Source organism: Glutamicibacter arilaitensis, from assembly GCF_044793945.1.
Lineage (GTDB): Bacteria > Actinomycetota > Actinomycetes > Actinomycetales > Micrococcaceae > Glutamicibacter > Glutamicibacter arilaitensis_B.
Map to the genome: position 1 here is coordinate 871439 of NZ_CP084994.1, position 24529 is coordinate 895967.

26 protein-coding genes and 1 riboswitch are annotated in these 24529 nt (G+C 57.7%); of the genes, 18 read left to right on the top strand and 8 right to left on the bottom strand.

Translation table 11 applies throughout. The features are described 5' to 3' along the window. The first annotated feature begins 55 nt into the window (after nucleotides 1-55). The 3 genes from gatC to gatB are packed head-to-tail and all read left to right on the top strand — an operon-like array spanning nucleotide 56 to nucleotide 3413. Nucleotides 56-352, top strand: a complete 297-nt coding sequence (gene gatC, locus LG294_RS04080) for an Asp-tRNA(Asn)/Glu-tRNA(Gln) amidotransferase subunit GatC (RefSeq protein WP_404289760.1) — start codon at nucleotides 56-58, stop codon at nucleotides 350-352. Continuing rightward, complete coding sequence (gatA, locus tag LG294_RS04085; RefSeq protein WP_404289762.1) at nucleotides 342-1895, top strand: Asp-tRNA(Asn)/Glu-tRNA(Gln) amidotransferase subunit GatA; 1554 nt, start codon at nucleotides 342-344, stop codon at nucleotides 1893-1895. Before gatC ends, gatA begins: the two co-directional genes overlap by 11 nt. A 9-nt stretch (nucleotides 1896-1904) precedes the next feature. Beyond that, nucleotides 1905-3413, top strand: a complete 1509-nt coding sequence (gene gatB / locus LG294_RS04090; protein WP_404289764.1) for an Asp-tRNA(Asn)/Glu-tRNA(Gln) amidotransferase subunit GatB — start codon at nucleotides 1905-1907, stop codon at nucleotides 3411-3413. Nucleotides 3414-3486: 73 nt separating this feature from the next. On the opposite strand, the gene LG294_RS04095 is transcribed toward gatB, so the two are convergent. Beyond that, on the bottom strand, nucleotides 3487-3708 hold the full coding sequence (locus LG294_RS04095) for a hypothetical protein (RefSeq protein WP_404289766.1): 222 nt from the start codon (nucleotides 3706-3708) through the stop codon (nucleotides 3487-3489). A gap of 255 nt (nucleotides 3709-3963) precedes the next feature. On the opposite strand from LG294_RS04095, the gene LG294_RS04100 reads away from it, so the two are divergent. Next, nucleotides 3964-4887 carry an aminoglycoside phosphotransferase family protein gene (locus LG294_RS04100; protein WP_404289768.1) on the top strand — a complete coding sequence of 308 codons (924 nt, stop codon included), beginning with the start codon at nucleotides 3964-3966 and terminating at the stop codon, nucleotides 4885-4887. Here the strand turns inward: LG294_RS04100 and LG294_RS04105 are convergent. Further along, complete coding sequence (locus LG294_RS04105) at nucleotides 4884-5330, bottom strand: MarR family winged helix-turn-helix transcriptional regulator (RefSeq protein ID WP_404289770.1); 447 nt, start codon at nucleotides 5328-5330, stop codon at nucleotides 4884-4886. The genes LG294_RS04100 and LG294_RS04105 overlap by 4 nt on opposite strands. Nucleotides 5331-5444: 114 nt before the next feature. Between LG294_RS04105 and LG294_RS04110 the strand changes: the two genes are divergently transcribed. Further along, nucleotides 5445-6635 carry an MFS transporter gene (locus tag LG294_RS04110; protein ID WP_404289772.1) on the top strand — a complete coding sequence of 397 codons (1191 nt, stop codon included), beginning with the start codon at nucleotides 5445-5447 and terminating at the stop codon, nucleotides 6633-6635. A 42-nt stretch (nucleotides 6636-6677) separates the two neighbouring features. Beyond that, nucleotides 6678-7508 (top strand): aldo/keto reductase, encoded by an 831-nt coding sequence (locus tag LG294_RS04115; protein WP_404289774.1) that lies wholly within the window; start codon nucleotides 6678-6680, stop codon nucleotides 7506-7508. A gap of 92 nt (nucleotides 7509-7600) precedes the next feature. Here the strand turns inward: LG294_RS04115 and LG294_RS04120 are convergent, their stop codons facing one another. Next, entirely contained in the window at nucleotides 7601-8506 is a 906-nt protein-coding gene (locus LG294_RS04120) for a LysR family transcriptional regulator (protein ID WP_404289776.1), read from the bottom strand. A 134-nt stretch (nucleotides 8507-8640) separates the two neighbouring features. On the opposite strand from LG294_RS04120, the gene tdh reads away from it, so the two are divergent. From tdh to hutI, 3 genes are all read left to right on the top strand, one after another. Then, nucleotides 8641-9687 carry an L-threonine 3-dehydrogenase gene (gene tdh, locus LG294_RS04125; RefSeq protein ID WP_404289778.1) on the top strand — a complete coding sequence of 349 codons (1047 nt, stop codon included), beginning with the start codon at nucleotides 8641-8643 and terminating at the stop codon, nucleotides 9685-9687. A 10-nt stretch (nucleotides 9688-9697) separates the two neighbouring features. Then, the gene (locus LG294_RS04130) at nucleotides 9698-10897 is read left to right on the top strand and encodes a glycine C-acetyltransferase (protein ID WP_404289780.1); all 1200 of its coding nucleotides are present in this window, start codon (nucleotides 9698-9700) and stop codon (nucleotides 10895-10897) included. A 322-nt stretch (nucleotides 10898-11219) separates the two neighbouring features. Continuing rightward, complete coding sequence (hutI, locus tag LG294_RS04135; protein ID WP_404289782.1) at nucleotides 11220-12419, top strand: imidazolonepropionase; 1200 nt, start codon at nucleotides 11220-11222, stop codon at nucleotides 12417-12419. Here the strand turns inward: hutI and LG294_RS04140 are convergent. Beyond that, nucleotides 12403-13035, bottom strand: a complete 633-nt coding sequence (locus tag LG294_RS04140) for a class I SAM-dependent methyltransferase (RefSeq protein ID WP_404289784.1) — start codon at nucleotides 13033-13035, stop codon at nucleotides 12403-12405. The two genes, hutI and LG294_RS04140, sit on opposite strands and share 17 nt — an antisense overlap. 132 nt (nucleotides 13036-13167) lie before the next feature. Between LG294_RS04140 and tpx the strand changes: the two genes are divergently transcribed. From tpx to LG294_RS04155, 3 genes are all read left to right on the top strand, one after another. After that, complete coding sequence (gene tpx, locus LG294_RS04145; protein ID WP_404289786.1) at nucleotides 13168-13668, top strand: thiol peroxidase; 501 nt, start codon at nucleotides 13168-13170, stop codon at nucleotides 13666-13668. 294 nt (nucleotides 13669-13962) lie between these two features. Further along, nucleotides 13963-14715: a CPBP family intramembrane glutamic endopeptidase gene (locus LG294_RS04150; RefSeq protein ID WP_404291639.1), complete on the top strand. Its 753-nt coding sequence runs from the start codon at nucleotides 13963-13965 to the stop codon at nucleotides 14713-14715. A gap of 56 nt (nucleotides 14716-14771) precedes the next feature. Next, entirely contained in the window at nucleotides 14772-15179 is a 408-nt protein-coding gene (locus LG294_RS04155) for a GNAT family acetyltransferase (protein WP_404289788.1), read from the top strand. A gap of 96 nt (nucleotides 15180-15275) precedes the next feature. On the opposite strand, the gene LG294_RS04160 is transcribed toward LG294_RS04155, so the two are convergent. Next, entirely contained in the window at nucleotides 15276-15920 is a 645-nt protein-coding gene (locus LG294_RS04160) for a VOC family protein (RefSeq protein WP_404289790.1), read from the bottom strand. A 173-nt stretch (nucleotides 15921-16093) separates the two neighbouring features. Further along, a riboswitch (SAM riboswitch) is annotated at nucleotides 16094-16211 on the top strand. Nucleotides 16212-16301: 90 nt separating this feature from the next. Here LG294_RS04160 and LG294_RS04165 point away from each other — a divergent pair. Then, a complete protein-coding gene (locus LG294_RS04165) occupies nucleotides 16302-17645 on the top strand; it encodes a bifunctional o-acetylhomoserine/o-acetylserine sulfhydrylase (RefSeq protein WP_404289792.1) in 1344 nt (447 codons plus the stop codon). 2 nt (nucleotides 17646-17647) lie between these two features. Then, the gene (locus tag LG294_RS04170; RefSeq protein ID WP_404289794.1) at nucleotides 17648-18793 is read left to right on the top strand and encodes a homoserine O-acetyltransferase; all 1146 of its coding nucleotides are present in this window, start codon (nucleotides 17648-17650) and stop codon (nucleotides 18791-18793) included. Nucleotides 18794-18889: 96 nt separating this feature from the next. Here LG294_RS04170 and LG294_RS04175 read toward each other — a convergent pair whose 3' ends face one another. Together LG294_RS04175 and LG294_RS04180 are read right to left on the bottom strand one after the other, a co-directional pair. Continuing rightward, nucleotides 18890-19759 carry an SGNH/GDSL hydrolase family protein gene (locus LG294_RS04175; protein WP_404289795.1) on the bottom strand — a complete coding sequence of 290 codons (870 nt, stop codon included), beginning with the start codon at nucleotides 19757-19759 and terminating at the stop codon, nucleotides 18890-18892. Between the two features lie 51 nt (nucleotides 19760-19810). Continuing rightward, nucleotides 19811-20215: an SHOCT domain-containing protein gene (locus LG294_RS04180; protein ID WP_404289797.1), complete on the bottom strand. Its 405-nt coding sequence runs from the start codon at nucleotides 20213-20215 to the stop codon at nucleotides 19811-19813. Between the two features lie 222 nt (nucleotides 20216-20437). Here LG294_RS04180 and LG294_RS04185 point away from each other — a divergent pair, with 222 nt between their 5' ends. The 3 genes from LG294_RS04185 to LG294_RS04195 all read left to right on the top strand — a co-directional run bounded on the left by LG294_RS04185 (nucleotide 20438) and on the right by LG294_RS04195 (nucleotide 22608). After that, nucleotides 20438-21094, top strand: coding sequence for an alpha/beta hydrolase (locus LG294_RS04185; protein WP_404289799.1), 657 nt, complete (start codon nucleotides 20438-20440; stop codon nucleotides 21092-21094). 105 nt (nucleotides 21095-21199) lie between these two features. Beyond that, nucleotides 21200-22261, top strand: coding sequence for a hypothetical protein (locus LG294_RS04190; RefSeq protein WP_404289801.1), 1062 nt, complete (start codon nucleotides 21200-21202; stop codon nucleotides 22259-22261). Beyond that, the gene (locus LG294_RS04195) at nucleotides 22258-22608 is read left to right on the top strand and encodes a GntR family transcriptional regulator (protein ID WP_404289803.1); all 351 of its coding nucleotides are present in this window, start codon (nucleotides 22258-22260) and stop codon (nucleotides 22606-22608) included. The genes LG294_RS04190 and LG294_RS04195 overlap by 4 nt, the downstream gene beginning before the upstream one ends. Nucleotides 22609-22641: 33 nt before the next feature. Here the strand turns inward: LG294_RS04195 and LG294_RS04200 are convergent, their stop codons facing one another. Then, the gene (locus LG294_RS04200) at nucleotides 22642-22869 is read right to left on the bottom strand and encodes an RNA-binding S4 domain-containing protein (protein ID WP_404289805.1); all 228 of its coding nucleotides are present in this window, start codon (nucleotides 22867-22869) and stop codon (nucleotides 22642-22644) included. 274 nt (nucleotides 22870-23143) lie between these two features. Here LG294_RS04200 and LG294_RS04205 point away from each other — a divergent pair, with 274 nt between their 5' ends. Beyond that, a complete protein-coding gene (locus tag LG294_RS04205) occupies nucleotides 23144-24529 on the top strand; it encodes a glycine--tRNA ligase (RefSeq protein ID WP_404289807.1) in 1386 nt (461 codons plus the stop codon).

Genomic DNA, 24529 nt, shown 5'->3' on the forward strand with positions numbered 1-24529 from the left:
GCGGGCAAGGGATAGACTTGTCTGTGAAACCCATCCGCCCACTTTAGGGAGATATATGTCTGCCATCAGCCGTGAGGACCTCGTGCACTTGGCACGATTGGCCCACATCGAGATGAGCGGCGCAGAGCTGGACAAGATGACCGGTGAGCTCGGCGTGATCGTCGATGCCATCGCATCCGTCAGCGAAGTCGCCTCCTCCGATATCCCAGCCACCAGCCACCCAATCCCGTTGACCAACGTATTGCGTGAAGATGTGGTGGGACAGACGCTGAGCATCGATGAAGTTCTGCTCAACGCACCTGACTCGGACTCGAACCGCTTCAAGGTCCCGGCAATTCTGGATGGTGAATAACTCAGTGTCAGATCTGATTCGTCTTTCCGCCACCGAGCTTGCAGCAAAGCTGCGCGCTGGCGAGGTAACTTCCGTAGCAGCGGTCCAGGCTCACCTGGATCGCATCGCCGAAGTTGATGGTGCATTGAACGCCTTCCTGCATGTGAACGCCGAGGAAGCGCTCGCCGTCGCCGCCGAGGTGGACGCGATCCGCGCCGCCGGCGGTGCTGAAGCCGAAGCGCTGCACCCGCTGGCCGGTGTGCCCATCGCCATCAAGGACTTGATCGTCACCAAGGGCCAGCCGACCACCGCAGCATCGAAGATGCTCGAAGGCTGGATGAGCCCATATGACGCAACCGTCATCGAGAAGATCCGCGCCGCGAAACTTCCCATGCTGGGCAAGACCAACCTGGATGAGTTCGCCATGGGTTCCTCCACCGAGCACTCCGCCTACGGCGTGACCCGCAACCCGTGGAACCTGAACCGCATTCCCGGAGGATCCGGCGGCGGCTCGGCCGCGGCCGTAGCCTCCTTCGAAGCGCCACTGGCTCTGGGAACCGACACCGGTGGCTCGATCCGCCAGCCCGGTGCCGTCACCGGCACCGTAGGCGTGAAGCCGACCTACGGCGGCGTCTCGCGCTACGGTGCGATCGCCATGGCTTCCTCGCTGGATCAGATCGGCCCGGTTTCCCGGACCGTGCTCGACTCGGCACATCTGCAGGAACTGATCGGTGGCCACGATCCAAAGGATTCCACCTCCCTGCCTAAAACTCTTGAAGGCCTGGTAGCTGCCGCAGAATCCGGCGCCACCGGTGACCTGAAGGGCCTGCGCATCGGTGTTATCACCGAATTGCAGGGCGAGGGCTACCAAGCTGGCGTGCAGGCACGCTTCGAGGAGTCCCTTGAGCTGCTCAAGGGTGCGGGCGCAGAAATCGTCGAAGTTTCCTGCCCTAACCTGAAGTACGCACTGGGTGCCTACTACCTGATCATGCCTTCGGAAGTTTCTTCCAACCTGGCTAAGTTCGACGGTGTCCGCTTCGGCAACCGGGTGCTTCCAGAAGACGGTGCACTGACCATCGAACGCGTTATGGGTGCTACCCGTGCCGCCGGTTTCGGCGACGAAGTCAAACGCCGCATTATCCTGGGCACTTACGCATTGAGCGCCGGTTACTACGACGCCTACTACGGTTCGGCGCAGAAGGTCCGCACGCTGATCCAGCGTGATTTCGACGCCGCGTTTGCGCAGGCCGACGTACTCATTTCGCCGACCGCGCCAACCGTTGCCTTCGAGCTGGGCGCCAATGACAACGACCCGCTGGCCATGTACCTCAACGACGTGGCCACCATCCCGGCAAACCTCGCCGGCATCCCGGGCATCACGGTGCCCGGCGGGTTGTCCGAGGATTTGCCGGTGGGCATCCAGTTCCTGGCTCCTGCTTTCGAGGACGCCCGCGTCTATCGTGCAGGCGCTGCATTGGAAGCACTGCTGGAAAAGAGCTGGGGTCACACCCTGATCTCGCAGGCACCTGCCATTGATTCCGCGTCGATCGCGCCAAAGGCCTAAGGGGAGCACATGTCTAACTACACCGATGAACTCGTCGACTTTGATGTGGCACTGGATAAGTATGATCCGGTGCTCGGCTTCGAAGTCCACGTTGAGCTGAACACCAAGACCAAGATGTTCTCGGACGCCCCGAATGCTTTCGGCGACGCCCCCAACACGAACGTCACCCCGGTGGATCTGGGTCTGCCAGGCGTGCTGCCGGTGGTCAACAAGACCGCCGTGGAGTACTCCATCCTGATCGGCCTGGCGCTGAACTGCAAGATTGCCGAGCGCTGCGGTTTTGCCCGGAAGAACTACTTCTACCCGGACACCCCGAAGAACTTCCAGACCTCCCAGTACGATGATCCGATCGCGTATGACGGTTGGATCGATATCGAGCTGGAAGACGGGGAAATCTTCCGCGTGGAGATCGAACGCGCCCACATGGAGGAAGACGCCGGAAAGCTGACCCACATGGGTGGTGCTTCCGGACGCATCCAGGGTGCGGACTACTCGCTGGTGGACTACAACCGCGCCGGTGTGCCGCTGGTTGAAATCGTCACCAAGACCATCGAGGGCGCCGGCAAGCGGGCGCCGGAGCTGGCCAAGGCCTACGTGGCCGCCATCCGTGAAATCGTGAAGAACCTCGGGGTTTCGGATGCGAAGATGGAGCGCGGCAACGTGCGTTGCGACGCAAACGTTTCGCTGATGCTCAAGGGCGCAGATAAGTTCGGTACCCGTACCGAAACCAAGAACGTCAACTCGTTGCGCGCCGTGGAGCACGCAGTGCACTTCGAAATTGAACGCCACGCAGCGGTGCTCGATTCCGGAGCGAAGATCGTTCAGGAAACCCGTCACTGGCACGAAGATACTCGCAGCACCACCTCGGGCCGCCCGAAGTCGGATGCCGATGACTACCGTTACTTCCCTGAGCCGGACCTGGTGCCGATCGTCACCACCGCCGAATGGGTTGAGGAACTGCGTTCGCGTCTTCCCGAGCCGCCGGCAGATCGCCGCAAACGACTGAAGGCCGACTGGGGTTATGCGGACAAGGAATTCCGTGACGTGGTCAATGCGGGCGTGCTCGACGAGATCGAGGCGACCATTGCCGCCGGTACTTCCGCTGCGGTAGCCCGCAAGTGGTGGATGGGCGAGATCGCCCGTCTGGCCAAGGCTGCGGACAAGGAGATCGCGGATCTGGGTGTCACCCCGGCGACCATCGTTGAGCTGAACTCGCTGATCACCTCGAAGAAGATCAATGACAAGATCGCCCGCCAGGTGCTGGAATTTGTGGTTGACGGCGAAGGAACTCCAAGCGAAATCGTTGAGAAGCGCAGTCTAGCTGTGGTCAACGACGATGATGCGTTGGGCAAGGCCGTGGATGAAGCCATGGCCGCCATGCCAGACGTGGTCGAGAAGATCAAGGGTGGCAAGATGCAGGCCATCGGCGCACTGATGGGACCGGTTATGAAGGCCACCCGCGGTCAGGCTGATGCCGGTCGCGTGCGCGAAATCGTGATCGAGAAGCTGGGTCTGTAAGATTCTCGCTTCGGTTCTAGAACAGCGAACCCCGAATTCCCGTATAGGGAATTCGGGGTTCGCTGTTTTTCAGCTAGTTGTCGACCGCGTTCGTGTTCGACGTATCCTCTTCGCCGCGGGCTAGGGCGTGTTCCGATATGAGTGAACCAATGAGAAGTGTGCCTGCGGCACATAATCCGGGCACATAGGTTGCAAAGCCGGAGCTGCCGCTCAGAAGCCAGTGAGTTAAGGCAAAAACCGCAAATGCCAGTGCTAGGCAGAGAAGCAGGGATCCCCATTTGGTTTTTTCGCTCACGCCGTTAAATGGTGCTTGCGATACTTTTTTGGACTTTCCGTCCAAGCCAAACCAAGCACGCATGTAATTCACGAAGCCCTTCAGTGAATGTCAATTAATCCAATCTGGACGAGAAACTGACTCGTATCTATTAGATCTACCATCTCTACAATACGTTGCATTGGAGACCATTGCTATCGTCAATTTGGATGAGTCAACGCTCCAGTGGCGGGGACTGTCTGCCTCCAATTCGTGGAACCCAACTAACATGACCACATGAGCCAAAATGTCCCGATGCCGACGGGTGCGCCACAAGCAGAAGTCGAAATTGACCAAGGGCTCGTTCGCAGGCTCGTGACTTCCCAATCACCAGAATTCTCGGGAATGCCGATCAGCTATCTGGCGACGGGGTGGGATAACGAGGTCTACCGATTGGGCGATGAGCTTTTGATTCGCTTACCGCGCCGTGAGCTGGCCGAAATCCTGGGTGCACGTGAACGCCAATGGCTACCTATCTTGGCTGCTGAAACTGGTCTGGATCTTGGAGTGCCAGTGTTCTGGGGGCGACGCACCGTCGAGTATCCATTTACCTTTTCAATCTGTCGCTATGTTCATGGTGTCAGCGCAGCGACACTCACCCGAGGCGAGCGTGACTGGTACGCCTCGCAGTTCGTTATCTATCTGCAACGACTGCATCGCCCAGCGCCGACGGGCGCTCCGCTCAGCGAATTCCGGGGTCTGGATTTGGCCAATCTCGACACGCGAACCAGAGGACAGATCGACCAGCTTCCACGAGGCTTTCAAGAAGCGGCACAGGTTATTTGGAATGACGCAATGGCCGCCGAAACATACGCTGGCACTCCGCTGTGGCTTCATGGAGACCCTCATCCGCACAACACCATCGCGACCGAGAAGCCAGGTGGCTGCACCCTCGCTGGCCTCGTGGACTTCGGGGACTTGTGCAGCGGGGACCCGTCGTCTGACTTGGGCATGCTCTGGTTGCACTTCACGCCAGGCATTCGCGACAGTGCCTTGCGAGTCTATGGTTCGCAGGTTGGCGACTCCACCTGGCGACGGGCGCGAGGCTGGGCGCTGCGCTACGCGATGATCATCAGCGGCCTCGGTGCAAGCGATCCGCTGGGAATCATCGGCAGGGAAACTCTGGAATTGATGTTTGCTGAATTAAATTTGAAAAATTAGAGCGCTGGCATTTGCTGCAGGATGCCAACTACCGGCGCCAGTTCAGGACGGTCGGCAGCCTCGGTCAAAACTCTCTGAAGGGTTGCATCGTGTACGGGTTTGGCTTTTTGAAAAAGCTCCATGCCTTGCTCGGTGAGTTCGGTATAAATTCCGCGACGATCATCGGCGCACAGTATTCGAGTGAGCAAGTGACGGTTCTCCAGCCGTGTCACCAGCCGTGTGGTGGCGCTTGGACTCAGTGCGGTGGCCCGCGCTAGCTGCGACATCCGCATATGCCAACCATCTTGGCGGCTCAGCGCGTCAAGCAGTGTGTACTCCACCACAGATAGATCTGCGGTCGCGGCAAGGTCTTTTTCCAGTGCAGCGTCGATAATTCCGTGCAGGGCCGCCAAAGTTCGCCAACCTTGAGCACGGATTTCAACCGCATCATCGGCAATTCCCACAGGCACCTCCAAAATAGTTGCTTGCGCTGTTTAGTTGCGTGTGCAACTATTTAACTCGCCAGCGCAATAACAAGCGTCTGCAAATACTTTCTCAAGTCTATCAGGAGCTTTCACATGCCACTAGGACTCATCGCCTTGGCCCTCGGTGCCTTCGGCATCGGGTTGACCGAATTTGTCATCATGGGGCTGCTTCCCGAAGTAGCTATGGACTTCGCCGTAAGCGAGGCAGTAGCCGGATGGCTCATCTCCGGCTACGCGCTCAGTGTTGTTGTCGGCGCGCTAGGCCTGACTGCAGCAACGGTACGTCTTCCACGTAAGCCGGTACTCGTCGGACTGATGATCCTATTCATTCTGGGCAACAGTCTGACCGCCTTGGCCCCGAACTATGAGGTAGCGATGATCGGCCGGGTTATCGCAGCCCTGTGCCACGGTGGCTTCTTCGGTATTGGTTCGGTCGTCGCCGCAGGACTAGTTCCTGCCAATAAGCAGGCGCAGGCAATCGCCATCATGTTCACAGGGCTGACCGCCGCGAATGTGCTCGGCGTTCCATTCGGCACATTTCTCGGACAGCAGGCAGGGTGGCGTTCAACCTTCTGGGCCATCTCTGGCATTGGAATCGTTGCACTGATTGGCATCATGGTGCTGGTGCCGGTACTTGCACACAAGCCCAACGAGATCTCCTTGCGTGCCGAACTCGGTGCCTTTGCATCACGCCAGGTGTGGCTGTCCTTAGGGGTGACGGTGTTGGCCTTTGGCGGCATGTTTGGTGCATTTACTTTCATTGCCTACACCTTGACCGAGGTTTCCGGTTTCAGCGCGGGCGCGGTGCCGTGGTTGCTGGTGCTTTTCGGCATTGGGTTATTTGTTGGCAACTGGCTCGGTGGCAAAATGGCTGACCGGTCGATTGACCGCACGCTACTGATCTTTATTTCCGCGCTCATCGTCGTTCTAAGCGGGTTCGCGACCTTTGCGACTTCGCAGCCAGCGACCATCGTGGCGCTGATCCTTATGGGCGGCTTTGGTTTTGGCACCGTCCCCGGCCTGCAAAGCCGAATCATGCGATATGCCGGTTCGGCTCCCACCCTGGCTTCCGGCGCAAACATCGGTGCCTTTAATCTAGGCAACGCACTCGGTGCATGGGTCGGCGGGGTAGGCATCACCGCTGGACTCGGATATACGGCACCGATCTGGATCGGGGCAGCGTTTGCGGCGGCGGCACTGGTTCTGATGCTAGTGGCGAAGGGACTGGCAGGAAAAACCGTCGCGATTCAGGCAAATGATGGACTGACCGCTTCCACTCACTAGCCACATATATTTACGCAAGTTCAATCAACGTAGGAGAATCGAATGTCATATGTAATCCCGAATATCAGCCTCAATAATGGAGTTCTGATGCCGCAACTTGGGTTTGGCGTATTCCAAGTGCCAGATGAGGAAACCGCTGCCGCGGTTGACGCTGCCCTGAAAGCCGGATATCGGAGCATTGACACCGCTTCGGTTTACGGCAATGAGAGCGGTGTTGGGAGGGCCATCGCAGCCTCGGGCATAGCTCGTGACGAACTGTTCATTACTTCTAAGGTCTGGGTCGAAGACATGGGGTATGAGCAAACCCTTGCAGCATTCGAAGTTAGCCTTGAAAAGCTTGGCGTTGGCTATTTGGATCTGTATCTCATTCATTGGCCGGCACCGGGGAAGGGGCAAGCGAGTGAAAGTTGGCGTGCCATGGAAAAACTCTACGCAGACGGCAAGGTCAGGGCCATCGGGGTCTCCAACTTCCAGCCTGAGCATCTGGCTCAGCTCATCGACGGGGCGAACATCGTGCCTGCTGTCAACCAGGTCGAGCTACACCCGGCGTTGCAAAATCGCGCGGTGGTCGAGGCGAACCGAGTTCATGGAATTATCACAGAGGCATGGAGTCCACTGGCCCAAGGGGCGATGCTCATCGAAGAATCGATAATTGCTATCGCCCGCATTCACGGCGTGAGCCCGGCCCAAGTGGTACTGCGTTGGCATCTGCAGCAAGGACGAGTGGTCATTCCGAAATCGGTATCGCCTACCCGCATTGCGGCGAACTTGGACGTCTTCGGATTTGAATTGACCGAGCTCGAACTGAGCAGCATCGATTCATTGGAGCGCGCCGGACGGACCGGCCCTGATCCAGATATCTTCAATGGCTAGGTCTGAGTACTTTATTGCGTGACGCCAAGGCACCCCCTTCATCTGAACGGGGTGCCTTAGCGTCCTAGTTCGCAGTTTCTTCCACGGCGTTCCTAGGCGAGAACCAGGCGCTGGACCGTGCTGCGAATGGCGCTGATGACATCATTGACCGGCCCGCGGTGCAGGTGCTCTGCGCGCACTAGAAGGTCGATTTGTCGACCTGAATTCAGCCCATGGATTGGTCGTAAAATCACTGACTCATCCAAGGTTTGACGCGCTGTATAGCGCGGTAGGATGCCTAGGCACTCGCTGACCTGCACCAGCGCGCCCGCCGTCGCATAGTCGTTCACGCGGTGTTCAATCCGTGGGGCGCTGCCAGCCAACGCGGCGATTGTTTCCAGTACGTCTGCCGGCGAATATCCGGCTCGTGAAACCACCCACGGCTGGTTGATGACCTGCGCAGGTGTGAGCTTTTCAAAGTGTGCCAGTGGGTGGTCGCGATGTATTGCGATATCCAAGGGTTCGAAGGCCAGAGGAATAACCGCAATGTGCTCTTCCGGCCATGGAGCCGTATGACCCATGCGGTGAGCTAACACCAAGTCGTAGCTGGATGTCAGGGCGGGGAAGTCCTGCTGCGAGACATCTTCATCGGAAAAGCGCAGCGGGGGTAGCTCGCCCTCCGGGTAGGCCAGCAGTGGAGCGAAGATGGTCTGCCCGATGGAGTGGAAACCCGCGACGCGTATAGGAACATCGCGGTCCTGATCCTGCGTGCGGATTTTCGCCGAAACCTCGGCCAAGGTCGAGGCGACCGATGCGGCAGCGGAAGCCAGCAATTTGCCCTCGGCCGTTAATACCAGTCGGCGTCCGTCCTTCTGAGTCAGCGGAGCTGGGAAGCTGCGCTGCAACTGCGCGAGGTGTTGGGACACCGCAGAAGGCGAGACATACAGGGCCTTCGCTACAGCGTTGACGCTACCTAAGTCCGCTAGTTCGCGAAGAATCCGCAACTGATGTAATTCCATGAAGTAAATACTAAATCGTTAGATCAGGAAATCGAAGTTCTTCTAAGGTTTCATACCGTCCTGTTGGGTGCGACACTTGAAGCAACGCCAAGTCTGTCGTGCGCACCTCGATGCCCGATCTCAAAGGAACCAGCATGAAAGCACTGTATAAGTCCGGCCCCCACGCCGGCCTGGAACTAGTTGACCGGCCAGAGCCGGAGGTTGGCGTCCATGACGTCAAAATCCGTGTGATGACCGCCGGTATCTGCGGCACCGATCTGCACATCGAAGCCTACGACGATGCAGCTAAAGCAATGATTAATACCCCGCTGGTTCCCGGACACGAATTCTATGGTGAAGTCGTTGAAGTTGGCTCGTTTGTCCAGGGAGTAAAGATTGGCGACCGGGTTTCCGGTGAAGGCCACATAGTGTGCGGCCTGTGCCGTAACTGCCGTGCCGGACGTCCCCACATGTGCATTAACGTCAACTCCGTTGGCGTGCAACGCGATGGAGCATTCGCCGAATATGTCGCAATCCCTGAAAGCAACGTCTACGTTCACCGCGACGAGCGCATCACCCCACTGCTCGGGGCAATTTTCGACCCATTCGGCAATGCGGTGCACACCGCGCTGCAATTTCCCATGGTCGGCGAGGACGTCCTCATCACCGGAGCGGGTCCCATCGGTTTGATGGCCGCCGCGGTAGCCCGCCATGCCGGCGCGCGCAATATCGCAATCACCGACGTATCCGAGCAGCGACTGGAGTTGGCCCGCACCATGGGCGTTGACCTCGCGATCAATGTGGCGCAGCAGCGTATCTCCGAAGCCCAGAAAGAGCTGGGAATGCGCGAGGGCTTCGACTTCGGCATGGAAATGTCCGGTCACAAGACCGCGTTGCCCGAGATGATCGAAAATATGAATCACGGCGGCAAGATCAGCATGCTCGGCTTGCCCAGCGAATCAATCGATATCAACTGGGGCAAGGTCGTGACCCACATGCTGACCTTGAAGGGCATCTACGGGCGCGAGATGTTCGAAACTTGGTACGCCATGAGCGCCATGCTCACCACCTCCGATATTCTGCGTGAACGCGTCGCCTCGGTGGTCACCGACTTCCTGCCAGCCACCGAATGGCAAGCAGGCTTCACCGCAGCCCGTGGGGGACACGGCGGCAAAGTTGTTTTGGACTGGACAGTTTTCTAGGAGATATGACATGTATACAGATATGAAAGACCAGCTGTCCGCAGAACTGGAACAGCTTAAGGAATCGGGTCTCTTCAAGGCCGAACGCCACATCGACTCGGCGCAGTCCGCATCGATTTTGGCAGGCTCGCTAGGTAGCGAATCCCGCCGCGTATTGAACTTCTGCGCAAATAATTACCTAGGGCTGGCCGACGATCAGCGCATTATCGACGCGGCCAAGAATGCCATGGACGAACGCGGCTTCGGCATGGCCTCGGTCCGCTTCATCTGCGGAACCCAGGACCTGCACCTGGAACTCGAAGCCAAGCTCTCGGGATTCCTCGGAACCGAAGACACGATCCTGTTCTCCAGCTGCTTCGATGCCAACGGCGGTGTCTTCGAATCCCTATTTGGCGCTGAAGACGCGATCATCTCCGACTCGCTGAACCACGCGTCGATCATCGACGGCATTCGCCTGTCGAAGGCGGCACGCTTCCGCTACGCCAACCAGGACATGGAAGACCTGGAAACCCAGCTGCAGGCAGCCGCTGCGATGAATGACGGCGCCGGTGCCCGGCGCACCATCGTCGTCACCGATGGCGTGTTTTCCATGGACGGATTCCTGGCTCCGCTGGAAGCGATCTGCGACCTGGCGGACAAGTACGGAGCATTGGTGATGGTCGATGATTCCCACGCCGTGGGTTTCATGGGAGCCACAGGTGCCGGAACTCCTGAGCACGCCGGCGTCTCGGACCGGGTTGATATCTACACCGGCACCTTCGGCAAGGCGTTAGGAGGTGCCTCGGGCGGATACGTTTCTGGCCGCGGCGAAATCGTGGCAATGCTTCGCCAGAAGGCACGCCCTTACCTGTTCTCCAACTCGCTGGCTCCGTCCATCGTGGCTGCCACGCTGACCGCCCTTGACCTAGTGGCAGGATCCGGTGATTTGCGTGAGAAGCTCTTCGAAAACGCGGCGCACTTCCGCCGCCGGATGACCGAGGAAGGCTTCGACCTCCTCGACGGAGAGCACGCGATCATCCCGGTCATGTTTGGCGACGCGGTCAAGGCCGCTGAAGTAGCCGGCAAAATGCTGGAGCATGGCGTCTTCGTGACAGCCTTCAGCTTCCCCGTCGTGCCGAAGGGGGCCGCGCGCATCCGTGTGCAGCTCTCCGCCGCGCACTCGGCGGAAGACGTCGAAGCTTGCGTGCAGGCATTCGTCGCTAGCCGCTAAGTCTCAGCACCGAACCACCCGTGTTTCCGTTCAAGGAAACACGGGTGGTTTGCGTTGAAGGCGTAGTTCCTTCCACCAGAGCTGGAACGGATAAAGGTTCCGCACGGCAAATTTGCTGCCCTGCGACCTGCTGCACCGCGATGCGGTGCAGCCTTCCGGGTATCGAACACAGTGGGCTCTTGTAGAGTCCGACATACCGGATTCAATTTGTACGCGACGCTACACTCACCCTCTTCTATTGAATACTCTCTGAGTAGGACCTCGTGGCACACCTCAAGGCAGGGGTGCCCACTCATGCAGTGAACTCAAGGAAATGAGATAGATGAGCACCCACTTACTGACAAACATCTCCCAACTGTCCACCGTAGATTGCGAGGGCACCGTGATCAGCGACGCAGCGGTGCTGATCCGCGATGGAATCATCGAATGGGTAGGTGCAGCCAAGAGAGCACCGAAGGCAGCCAAAGTCACGGATCTGGGCGGACGTGCGGTCCTGCCAGGATGGGTGGATTCACACAGCCACTTGATCTTCGCCGGAGATCGCGCTGATGAGTTTGTTGCCCGCATGGCGGGGGAAGACTATGCAGCCGGCGGAATTGCAGTGACGACATCGGCTACCCGCGCCACCGATGACCAGGCGCTGCGTGAACTGGTTGCCGCACGCCGGGCCGAAGCCCTGGCTATGGGCACTACCTGGATGGAAACCAAAACGGGCTACGGCCTGACCCTTGATGAAGAGGTCCGCCATGCACGGTTGGCTCGGGACCTTGTCGATCAAGTGACCTTCCTTGGGGCGCACCTCGTCCCCGCAGGACGAGACGCGGACGAGTACACCGCGGAGGTAGCCGGCCCGATGCTTGATGCAGTGGCTGGAACCGTGGATTTCGTGGACGTGTTCTGCGAACGCGGAGCCTTTACCGAAGCGCAATCGCGCCGGGTTCTCCAAGCGGCAAAGGATCGAGGGCTCGCCACCAAGATCCACGGAAACCAGCTAGGCCCGGGCGCTGGCACTCAATTGGCGGTCGAATTCGGCAGCCTCTCGGTGGACCACGTGAACTATCTGGAACTAAACGATATCGATGCGCTCGCCGGAACCTGGTCCGCGTGGGATGCCCGGCAGCGCACAGGCACCCCCGGGGTAGTCGCTACCTGCCTACCGGCCTGCGATTTGTCCACGCGCCAGCCACTGGCTCCGGGACGTGAGCTGCTCGATGCAGGGGTGGTGATCGCTTTGGCCAGCAACTGCAATCCCGGTACCAGCTACACCAGCAACATGAACTTCTGTGTGGCGACGGCGGTGCTGCAAATGGATCTCAGCCTCACCGAAGCGGTTGAGGCCGCTACCATGGGTGGCGCCATGGCGCTGGGAGTAGCAGACAAAGTCGGCTCGATTGAGGTCGGAAAGCGCGCGGATCTGCACGTACTTCAAGCACCATCCGCGGCGCATCTTGCCTATCGCCCGGGGATGCCGTTGACCCACAGCGTTTATCGGGCCGGCGAACTTGTCAGTGATCTAAGATGAATTTTCCGTCCGGAGATTGCGAGAACTCGCGTGTCCCGGTTCGGGCGAAGATGCTTACAGACCACGGGGAGTCATCTGAAAAAGGATTCAGATGCCAGTCCGCATAACGGTGAGTGAGTAGCAGTGGCGTCGACTGGGAGGCTTCGTCTTGATCCTTTGTGCCTCCGCGCATTGCACTGGTGGTTCCGAGGATTAGTGCACCTTGGGGTTTAAGTAGCTCGCCGAGCATTGCAAAGCAGGAGCTAAACTCTGCCGGACTCAAGAACGTAGGAACGTTTCCCGACAGCAGAATTGCATCGTAGGCGATGGGGAGCCCTGCGCCGACTAAATTATCGAGGGAAATCTCGGTTGCACTTATTGGCCGGAACCAATCCGGTTCGTATAGTTCAGTGGCGACTTGCAGTACTGCTTCGGTGGGATCAATCCCGTAGGCGTTATGGCCGCGTAAACGTAATCCATTGACGGCGTTTCCGATTCCGCAACCGACATCTAGGATCGTTGCAGCACGCGAACAAAGCATGTCCATGAAACGTACGTCGACCTCGAAGTCAGAACCGCCTAAGGTGAGCGCGCGCATTTTGGATGCGTAAGTGTTCAGGTCCGGAGCCGTATCCATGGGCCTAGTCTGCCATGGGAGCATTCGTGTGTGCCACGAAAATTAGTGGCGAATAGTGAATGAATACTTTGCTTCGTTGCGCGCTAACCGAAATATGGCAGGTATTCGGCTATCTGTGATAGACAATGAAGTATGGCTATTACTGCATTCAAAGAATCCCCTGTCCAGACTATTGGCGAGCTGCCTGCCGTTGGCACGCAGGCTCCTGCCTTCACCCTGACCGACACCAACCTTGGTGATGTCACCAGCGAATCGCTGACCGGTCGTCGTGTGGTGCTGAACATCTTCCCATCGGTTGACACCGGCGTGTGCGCTGCCAGCGTTCGTAAATTCAACGAGCTGGCTGCCGGCCTGGAAAACACCACCGTGGTGTGTGCCTCCGCCGATCTGCCATTCGCCTTGGGTCGTTTCTGCGGCGCTGAAAACATCGAAAATGTTGTGGCAGCTTCCGTCTTCCGTTCGGAATTCGGTGCGGATTATGGCCTGACCCAGGTCGATGGCCCGCTGGCTGGCCTCTTGGCCCGTGCTGTGATCGTCTTGGATGAAACCGGCAAGGTTGTTTACAACCAGATCGTCCCTGAGATCACCACCGAGCCAGACTATGATGCCGCTATCGCTGCTCTGAAGAGCTAAGTTCCGTTCTGCGCCTTCGAACCTGAAAAGGGGATGGTGCAAGAATCGTAGCAATGCGCCGCTTCCTTATGATGGGGAGCGGCGCATTTATTTTTGCTCGTGGCGTTCTCAGGGGTGGGATCTATCCCAATACTCTGAGGTCGTCACCATAACGGGATTATTTGCGACTCAGTAAAATCTTTCGGTCAATGCTCAATCGTGGTCGGGCGCTGCTGAACGAATTACTCGGTTTCTCTGCTCAGGCGCAGCACAGCAGCCGGAGTCTATGATCGATACGTGACTGGTGAAAAGACATTGACGATGAGCAGCACCCGCATCCTAAAGATTGAGGTCTTCCTCGTTCTGGGGCTCTCTCTCGGGCAGAGTGCCGTGTATTCGCTGATCAGTTTTGCCGACAAGGCGACGCGGGCACCACTGCGCGAGCAGACCACATCCCTGAATAATCCGTTGAACACACGTGAATACTTTGACCTGGCCTACCAGCTGCTGGATATTCTTTTCGCTCTGATCCCGGTGGCCCTCGCGCTATATTTCATGCATCGAACCCTCGGGCGAAGTATCAGAGATATTGGTTTCGATTTCCGTCGACCTGGCAAAGATGCGCTGCTCGGGGTGTGCATGTTCCTGATCATGGGGATCGGCACATTGGGCGTGTATGCCGCAGGTCGAGCCTTCGGCATCACCACTGCACTGGCAACGGCAAACCTCGCAGATTACTGGTGGAGCGTGCCGGTGCTGATCCTTTCAGCAGTTCGTCATGCGGTCCTGGAGGAAGTCGTGATGTTGGCCTTCCTCTTCTGCTACGGCAAGAGGCTCAACCTGGGACCATGGGTGCTGATTCTTGGTTCAGCCCTGCTGCGCGGTAGCTACCATCTGTATCAAGGCGCTGGACCGATGATCGGTAACTTCGCCATGGGAGTGGTCTTTGGGTGGCTCTACCAAAAATACGGCCGCGTCATGCCACTGGTCATCGCGCATTTCTTACTGGATGCCGTTGGTTTCGTAGGCTTCATGCTGATCGGCCCGGCCGTCGGTGTTGGTAATTGAGCGGTTTCCATATTTGCTATGGGCCGACTTCGAAGCGCTTGAATCAGGAGAGCGAAATGCAGATTAGTGAACTTCAGCTGAAAGTCATTGTCGAGGTTGTCAGTCTCTGGCAACGGGTGGAACTCACGCGGCCATGGAATGATCCGCTGGCCGATGCAAAACAAGCCCTGCACAACGAGTCATCCACAATTCTTGTGGGACGCCGTGACGGAGAGCTGCTTTCCTCAGCGATGGTTGGTTTTGATGGTCACCGCGGGTGGCTGTATTACGTTGCGGTCCAGCCCGAATCGCAGGGGCAGGGACTGGGTCAACAGATCGTTGAGGCAGCTACCCAATGGTTGCGCCAACGTTCGGTGCCCAAGATGCAGTTGATGGTTCGCTCCGAGAACTCGCAGGTCATCCGCTTCTACGAGCAACAAGGTTACGAAACTCAAGACATTGTGGTGTTGGGCAAGCGGCTATAGATAGAGTGGAGCCTTTAAGGATTGTGCGTACAGCTCACCTTAAAAAAGCAGGTGGGGACGCCATGGTCCCCACCTGCCGTTGTACATACCTTGGGCTTACAGCACCACGGTGCCGCTGTCGGTTTCGAAAGTTACCGACAAGATGCCCGGGGTTCCGTTTGGCGCTTCATATTCCATGCTCACTGCACCAAGATTCACATTTTCTGGCTGGCCTAGCCAATCTAGGACTCGGTCGCGTGAGCCGGCAATGGCAATGCTCTGGATCTGGCCTACGGGAACCAGCGCACGTGAAGGATGCAAGTCTTCGGTGCCGGCGTCCCAGCGCAATAAGTATGGAACCTGCGGGTCTGCGATCAGACCCTTGATGCCAATCTGTTGCCAAGTGAGTTCGCGGCCGTCGGGGAACTTGCGGTTACCCGGAACGGACTTGCGTCCGAGGCGCTCTTCGGCGCTTGAGAGATCCTCAACTGAAACACACCATCCCATCCAGCCGCCGCCCAGCTCGGAACGTGCGCGGACCGCTTGTCCAAACGGTGCCTTGTCGCTAGCGGGGTGGTTCAGAACTTCTACAACTTCCAGATACTGGTCATGCTTGAGCGGGAAAATTACATTGCGAGTTCCGAATCGCGGATGTACGCCTCCCTTGACGAATTCCAGGCCCAAAGCCTCGGAGATTCTTTCGGCGGTTGGCATGAGCCCATCCGGGCCACATGCGTATGTAACGTGATCTAGCCTCATCATGTTGCCATCATGTCACTATGTGATTCAAGTCTCGACTTAGGCTACCCTTACTGGCGAGGGGGTGATCGAACGCTGTGCATAAATTGCGTTATAAAACTGCAATATGACCGATTGCGTCACTTTCAGCCGCCTCGTATTGCCAAGATCTTCGGTTGTCCGGCAGACTTGAATCAGGTCATGAGTCCCAGTAACAAGCCCCGGCTTACTGGGCGGCAACCCTCCGCCGCGGTGGGGTGCCCCGGGTGAAGACCTGGCCCTCGGCACAAGATGTGTCTAGGACAAGCGCGGGTTACCCCTGGAAAGTACCTCGACGAGGAGCTTCCTGTCGGTGTGTTTTTTAGTGGTGTACCCCCATAGTCGACAAGCTATATGGAGGAAACCATGAGTAACAACTGGTCTTTTGAAACACGTCAGATCCACGCCGGGCAGCAGCCAGATCCGGTTACCGGTGCGCGTGCCCTGCCGATTTACCAAACCACGTCTTTCGTTTTCCCGAACGCCGACAGCGCAGCGGCTCGCTTCGCACTGCAGGAGCTGGAGCCGATCTACACACGCATCGGCAACCCGACGCAGGAAGCGGTCGAAAACCGGATTGCGGACCTCGAAGGCGGCGTCGGCGCACTGCTGCTTGCCTCGGGGCAGGCGGCAACCACTCTCGCAATTCTCAACTTGGCTCAGTCTGGTGACCACTTGGTGGCCAGCCCGAGCCTCTACGGTGGAACGCAGAACCTGCTCAAGCACACGCTGCGCAAGCTCGGTATCGAGGTCACCTTCGTGGCGGATCCAGACAATTTGGATCAGTGGCGTGCAGCGGTGAAGCCAAATACCAAGGCCTTCTTCGGTGAAGTCGTCTCCAACCCGCGCCAAGACATCCTGGACATCGAGGGAGTTTCCGAGATCGCCCATGAGGTCGGGGTTCCGTTGCTGGTAGACAACACCTTGGCAACCCCGTACCTGATCCGCCCGATCGAGTGGGGAGCGGATATCGTCATCCATTCGGCCACCAAGTATCTGGGTGGACACGGCACTGCGATCGCCGGCGTGATCGTGGACTCGGGCAAGTTTGACTTCGCAAAGGATCCGGAACGCTTTCCGGACTTCAACACCCCCGATGAGTCGTACAACGGTCTGGTGTTCGCTCGCGACTTGGGAGTCAATGGCATCCTTGGCGCGAACCTCGCTTACATTCTGAAGGCTCGCGTGCAGTTGCTCCGCGATCTGGGCTCGGCAGTCGCACCGTTCAATGCTTTCCTTATTGCTCAAGGTCTGGAGACTTTGTCGCTGCGTATTGAGCGTCACGTGCAAAACGCGAAGGAAGTAGCCACATGGCTTGAAAGCCAAGATCAGGTCGAGAAGGTCGCTTACGCTGGGCTGCCTTCCTCGCCGTGGTTTGAACGCGGACAGAAGTACTCGCCAAACGGTGTCGGCGCGATTATTGCCTTCGACATTGCTGGCGGAGTCGAAGCAGGCAAGGCATTTGTGGATGCTCTTGAGCTGCATTCACATGTGGCGAACCTCGGCGACGTCCGTTCGCTAGTTATCCACCCGGCGTCGACCACCCATGCGCAATTGACCGAGGCCGAACGTCTGGCCGCCGGTGTGCGTCCGGGGCTGGTCCGGTTGAGTGTGGGACTTGAAAACATCAAAGATATTCTCGCTGACTTGCAACTTGGTTTTGCTGCAACTGCGCAGCTTGCTAACCAGGAATTGCAGGAAACTCTCTAGGTATGGCATCCATAGTGACTACCGAAGAAACCCTTGACTCGAAGGACATCGCCGACGGGCGGGACGGCATTTTGCGCCGCGCGTTCGTGGGGGAGTACACCTTCGAAACCGGTGGATACCTGCCGCAGATCGAGCTGGCTTATGAATCATGGGGCAAGCTGAACGCGGACGGTTCCAACGCGGTGCTGGTAATGCACGCACTGACCGGTGATGCTCACGTATCGCAGGGGGATTCGCAGACTCCGGGCTGGTGGGAAGACTTTGTCGGCCCCGGGCTGACCGTTGATACAGACAAATATTTTGTCTTGGCCATCAACATTATCGGTGGTTGCAATGGATCTACCGGGCCTGGTTCGCTTGACGAGGAAGGCAACGCCTGGGGCTCACGATTCCCCTTCGTTACTATCAAAGACTCGGTGCGCCTCGAAGCGCGTCTGGCCGACCTGCTCGGGGTGCACACCTGGCATGCGGTCATCGGCGGTTCCATGGGCGGAGCGCGGGCACTTGAATGGGCTGTCGAATTCCCAGAACGGGTAAAGAATGCGGTCGTCATGGCCTCCAGCGCACAAGCCACGGCCGAGCAGATCGCATTTGCGCAGGTGCAGACCGAGGCAATTCGCCTCGATCCCAACTTCGCGCAAGGCGACTACTATGCCAACGGAGTGCGCCCGGATGCCGGATTGGGCCTAGCCCGCCGACTGGCCCATATTACCTACCGCTCTGAGGCCGAGCTGGAGACGCGCTTTGCGCGTAAGGCGCAGCACGGGGAACAGCCGCTGGAAACTGCGGATGGTCCCCGAGGCCGGTATCAGGTGGAGAGCTACCTGGACCACCAAGCGACAAAGCTGGTCCATCGCTTCGATGCAAATAGCTATCTGGTAATTACCGAGGCCTTGATGAGCCATGACGTTGCTCGCGGATACGATTCGCTACGCGATGCACTGAGCCGCTTGGCTAAGGTCAACGTCGTGGTTGCTGCGGTCAGCAGCGATCGACTGTACTTTCCAGCGCAGTCTGAACTGCTCGCTTCCTCGTTGCCAAAGCCAAAGCCGGTGCACTACATCGATTCTCCGATTGGCCACGATGGCTTCCTCACCGATGCCAAGCAGCTAGACCCGGTATTACGAGCCTTAGTTTTTGACGACTAGAAATGTCTTCAACTAGCTAGCCATAAGCAAATGGGACGCGGCTTGATGCACCAGTAAGCGGTGCATCAAGCCGCGTCCCATTGTGCGTTGCAGGGCTTAGCTCTGCTTGGGAGCACTATCGCCAGCGCCTAATGACTCATTCGGCGGTTGCAGGGTGAACGATGTAGGCACTGGGCGTTTAGCCGTCACTCCGTCACCGGAAGACTGGTGTCGAATGCGACGCAAAACCCATGGTGCAAAATACTCTCGGGCCCAATGCAAATCTTCAATTCGGGCTTCCCGCCAGCTTCGTGGCGCGTTGTCTAACTGAGCATTCAAAGACTGCTCGTGCGGTACGTTCAGTGCGTCTAAAGCCATCGTAGCGATGACCTGATGTCCCAGTGGCGAAAAATGCAACCGGTCGGGGTCCCACATGCGTGTTTGACGTAGTTCATTCAAAGCCCAAAGGTCGCCCACCACGGCATCGTAACGTTGCGCAATTGCCCGCACGTTTTCGTTGTATATGGCAACCTTGCCGCGAATTCCACCGAGTACGGGTGTATCCCGAATATCGGGTCCGGTCAGCAGCAAGATCGTTGCACCGGTCTTGCTGAGCTCTCTAATAGCTCGCTCTAAGCGTTCGGCGATTCTGTCCGGATCGCCGCCGGGGCGAATGACATCGTTTCCTCCGGCGCAAATGCTGATCAAATCTGGTTTGAGATCTATTGCCGGGGCCAACTGTTCTGAAATGATTTGGCCAATCAAGCGCCCACGAATGGCTAAATTTGCGTACGCAAAGTCCGGAACGGTGGTGCTCAACTGTTGTGCGAGTCGATCTGCCCAGCCGCGGTGCCGTCCCGGGTTCTGTGGGTCGGGGTCGCCGATACCTTCGGTAAAAGAGTCGCCCAGCGCCACATACCGGCGCCAAGGGTGGTTGCTGCTTGTATGAGCGGGGCTAAGCGATTCGGATGCAGAATTTTCAGACACTACAATATTGTTACTTTTCGGTAACTTGCTGTCAATGACCTTAGCGGAAGATCACTCTAGTAGGGCCTTGCTGCGAGCCTTGGAATATTCTTCACGAGTGATGAGTCCGCGAGCGAGCAGGTCATCCAACTCGGCAAGTTTCTGCGCGAGATTCTTATTTGGCGCCACGAGTTGGGAATTAGTCGTCCATATTGCTGGATCGGTTTGCGGCGGGAAGTTATTGGATACGGCTCGCCTGTCTGACTTGAAATTACGAATGATGATGTAGGTGGCAGCGGCCGCGATTACGACAAAAAGCGCGACTAAGATGCCGAAGGTAATGGGCACGGCGTCCAGGAGCGTATCTAGAAAACCAGTGCCACCGACGGAGTCGTCCTCGATATAGCCAAAAGGAACCGCATCATTGAGTTCTGCGAGCTCGGCGAGTTCTCTTGGGGAGACTTCGGTATTTTCCATTACAGGCTCATTGATTTTCGTGTCGTCCAATGCGTTCGCACTACCCATGCCGGACGGAGCCAACCGCGCCATCCGGAACACTTCAAGTGATTTTGATATTGGTAGTCAACCACGGATTTTTCTACTTTTTTCAATTTCGTCCAAACGTTACATTATTGTAATCGCAACCGCGTCGGCGAATTGATTTGACGAATCTTTGCGGGGATCTGGTTGACTTGATACGTGAGTGAAAATATCTGGAACCCCACCGTCATTTGGTCCCGACCAGAAGCTGAGAGAGCTGGCACGCCGCTATTGGTCTTGCTTCATGGTTATCTTTCCAACGAAGAAGATCTGATGGGGCTGGCCCCCATGCTTCCCGATGAGTTCACCATCGTTTCGGTGCGCGCGCCTCAGGCTTTGGGGCCTGGCTTCACCTGGTTCCCGCTCATGCAAGATCTGGATTACTCTTTCGATGAAGTGAAGTCGGCCATCTCTGGCCTGTGGAGCTGGCTGGAGCCGATTAGCAAGCAGCACTCGTCGGTGAGCCTACTCGGCTTCTCCATGGGTATGGCGGTGGCAACCTCGCTATTGCGGCACCAGCCGGAGGCGATTACGACGGTCGTTGGCCTTTCGGGGTTCGCGGTTCCCGAAGAGGGGAGCGGCTACTTCCAAGATGAAGAGCTGCGTCAGATGCGCAAGCCGCTGTTCTGGGGCCGTGACCAGGATGATCCGGTGATAACCGCCGAAAAAATCGATTACACCCATGCGTGGGTGACCAGTGACGTTCATGTCACCAAGGTGCTTTACTCGAATATGCTGCACTCGGTGAACGCGCAGGAGATGTCCCACGTGCATGAGTTCCTCAGTGCTGTGGTTCTCCAAGAGGCTTCGAACTAACTACTCTTGTGTCACCCTATTGACACAAGAACTTGCCTCCTGCTTGTATTGTCCTATTGATACAAGCGGGAGGATGGCACGCCTCTCATCAAAGGAGGAGTTCGAATGAGTAACCTCTTGCCGATCTTGGCGCTTTTAGGATTCGGTTTCGCCTTGACCTTATTGATTCGACGTGGCGTGTTGTCTCAGCGTCGGGCCGATCTGGTGCAATTAGCGCATCGCGGCACCGTTGCCGAAGCAGGAATTGCAGCGAAGGTACTGCGAACCGTGCGTGTGCGAAACTTGGCGGCATTGACAGTTGCGGTACTGGCTGGAACATCAGCAATTTACCTCTACCAAGCTTTCCCGAGGGCGAATGGATTGCAGCTTGTCGCGGCGCCAATCGGCGTCTGGATCCTGGTAGTCATTGTTTTTGTTCTCTGCCCCATTCCGTACGATCTCACCAGTGCTGAAGAAGCGGAGGGTGCACGAGTCAGCGCAGATCTCACTCCGCGATCGACAGGAATGTTTGGCCCGGCATGGGGGATTATTGTCCCTGGAGTGATGCTCGCTGCCACCATCATCGGACTGCTCGCTGCGGGTATAGCATCCTCTCCGGACGAACAGGGGCGGTATCGCATGCTTCACTTTGTTTCCGCCAGCGGTGCTCGCCTCGATGAAAACATGAAGGTCACTCAAGCCTTGAGCGGAGAAGGCCTAACAGGACCATTCCCGGGCTGGTATTACGGAATTCCCCTGTTGGTATTGCTGGTGCTGGCGGCGTTTCTGACTTTATGGGCGTTGAATATCAACGCTCGGCGGCCGAGCCTTCGAAGTACCTCGCTGCAAGGCTTCGATAACGCGGTGCGCACGCATAATGCCTACGTGTTGAGCACTGGGTTCAGCGCCATGCTTTGTGTACAGCTCCTGCCACTGCTCGTCATGGCTGCGACAGCCATCTACAACGCCGGTTACACAGAGATTTTCGTAGTTGGCGAAATCTACGCAAACGGAGCTCTCCCCGAAACTTCCACGGATCCGTGGCATGCCGCATTGGCATTGACGCTTGCGGGGCTAGGCCTGTTGCTGCTTGTTGTTGGCGTAATGCTTCTCGGCCAGCTGGCTGGTTGGATCGCCCCGACATTCAGGGCCATGGATGAGAAACTAGGGGATGGAGCCACCCGGTGATCACCCTTGAACCTTCCCACCCCAGTGGGCCCTCCGAACAAATCAGAGCTCAGCTTGCCGCGATGATTCAAGGTGGTGAACTTGCGGCCGAGACGAAGCTGCCGCCGGTGCGGCAGCTCGCGGGTGACCTGCGGGTCGCCGTGGGCACGGTGGCCAAGGCGTATAAGGAACTTGAAATCGCTGGACTGGTCCGCACCGGGAGAGCCAACGGCACCCGAGTTAATCCAGGGCAAATCCTCGCCACCACACTGCTGTCGGAGATTCGCGGGTTGGCGGGCAGCGCACGAACGATGGGGTTAAGCCTCGAAGAACTGCAAAAACTTGTGGCGACAGCTTGGAATTCCTAGCCATCGCCACAGGTGCGTGTGCATAAACGCTAATTAAGCGGTTTCGACAACTACCGATTCGCCGTTCACGGAGATCTTGTCTCCATTGCGCATCTGAGCTCCACGACGAGTTTCGATTTTGCCATTGACCAGCACCTGGCCGTCTTCAATCAGCTGTTTGGCGTGAATACCGTCTTCGGCGAGGGAAGCCAGCTTGAGCAGCTGTCCCAGCCGGATGGATTCGTCACGGATCTGGATGGGGAATACCTCGGAATTTGCCATAGGTCCATCATCGCGCATTCAAGCGAGGCTATGCATGTTTTTCATTCATGGCGTCGGTTTTTGTGTTGGATCAAACATCGGGGAACGGCCGTGAGGTCTTGAACCAGCACATTGTGCACAGCACTCCGAGCGTTTGGCAGGTCAAAAGGTCGTCCCAGACCATGCAGAACTCCGCAAAAGTGTGCGCCTGCAGAAGCAGACGCGATAGGGTTAAGCAGTATGTGTTTCCTACGGACCGCAACCAGCGGCCTCGTACTTTCCTTTGGAGTTGAAGATGGCGCCACAGTCCAAGCTTGATCAAGTTATTTCCCTCGCGAAGCGTCGCGGATTCGTTTTTCAGGCTGGTGAAATTTACGGTGGTTCCCGTTCCGCATGGGATTACGGGCCACTAGGCACCGAGCTGAAGGAAAACATCAAACGTGAATGGTGGCAGAACTTCGTGCGCGGACGCGAAGATATGGTGGGACTCGATTCCTCCATCGTCCTGCCAAGAGCCGTCTGGGAAGCCTCCGGGCACGTCAAGACGTTCACCGACCCATTGGTCGAGTGCACCCAGTGCCATAAGCGCCACCGCGAAGACCACCTGATCGAGGCATTCGTGGCCAAGAAGGGCCGTGACCCACAGGATGGCATGAGCGAGATCGCCTGCCCTGACTGCGGAACCAAGGGCCAGTTCACCGACCCGCAGCAGTTCTCCGGCCTGATGAAGACCTTCCTCGGCCCGGTAGATACCGAAGCCGGCATGGCCTACATGCGCCCAGAAACCGCGCAGGGCATCTTCGTGAACTTCGCCAACGTGCTCACCGCTAGCCGCAAGAAGCCACCATTTGGCATCGGCCAGATCGGCAAGGCCTTCCGCAACGAAATCACCCCAGGCAACTTCATCTTCCGCACCCGCGAATTCGAACAGATGGAAATCGAGTTCTTCACCGCCCCGGAAGAAGCCGACCAGTGGTTCAAGCACTGGGTCGACACCTGCTGGGCCTGGTACCTGGACCTGGGCATCAACCCGGAGAACCTGCGCCAGTTCGACGTGCCGGAAGACGACCGCGCCCACTACTCGGCTGGCACCATCGACTTCGAGTACCGCTTCGGCTTCCAGGGCTCGGAATGGGGCGAGCTCATGGGCGTCGCCAACCGTACCGACTACGACCTGACCAGCCACAAGGAAGCCTCGGGCACCGACCTGTCGTACTTCAATCAGGCCTCCGGAGAGCGCTACGTGCCGTTCGTGATCGAGCCTTCCTTCGGTCTGACTCGTTCCATGATGGCTTTCCTGGTGGATGCCTACACGGAGGACGAAGCACCGAATACCAAGGGTGGCGTGGACAAGCGCACCGTGCTGAAGCTGGACCCGCGTCTGGCACCGGTCAAGGCCGCCGTGCTGCCGCTCTCGCGCAACGAATCGCTGTCCCCGAAGGCCAAGGATTTGGCTGCCGAGCTGCGCAAGCGCTGGAACATCGATTTCGATGACGCCGGCGCCATTGGCCGCCGCTACCGCCGCCAGGATGAGATCGGCACCCCGTTCTGCATCACCGTGGACTTCGATACCCTCGAAGACCAGGCGGTCACCATCCGCTCACGCGACACCATGGCGCAGGAACGCGTGGCCCTGGACCAGGTCACGACCTACCTATCCGAGCGTCTGAACGGAGCCTAG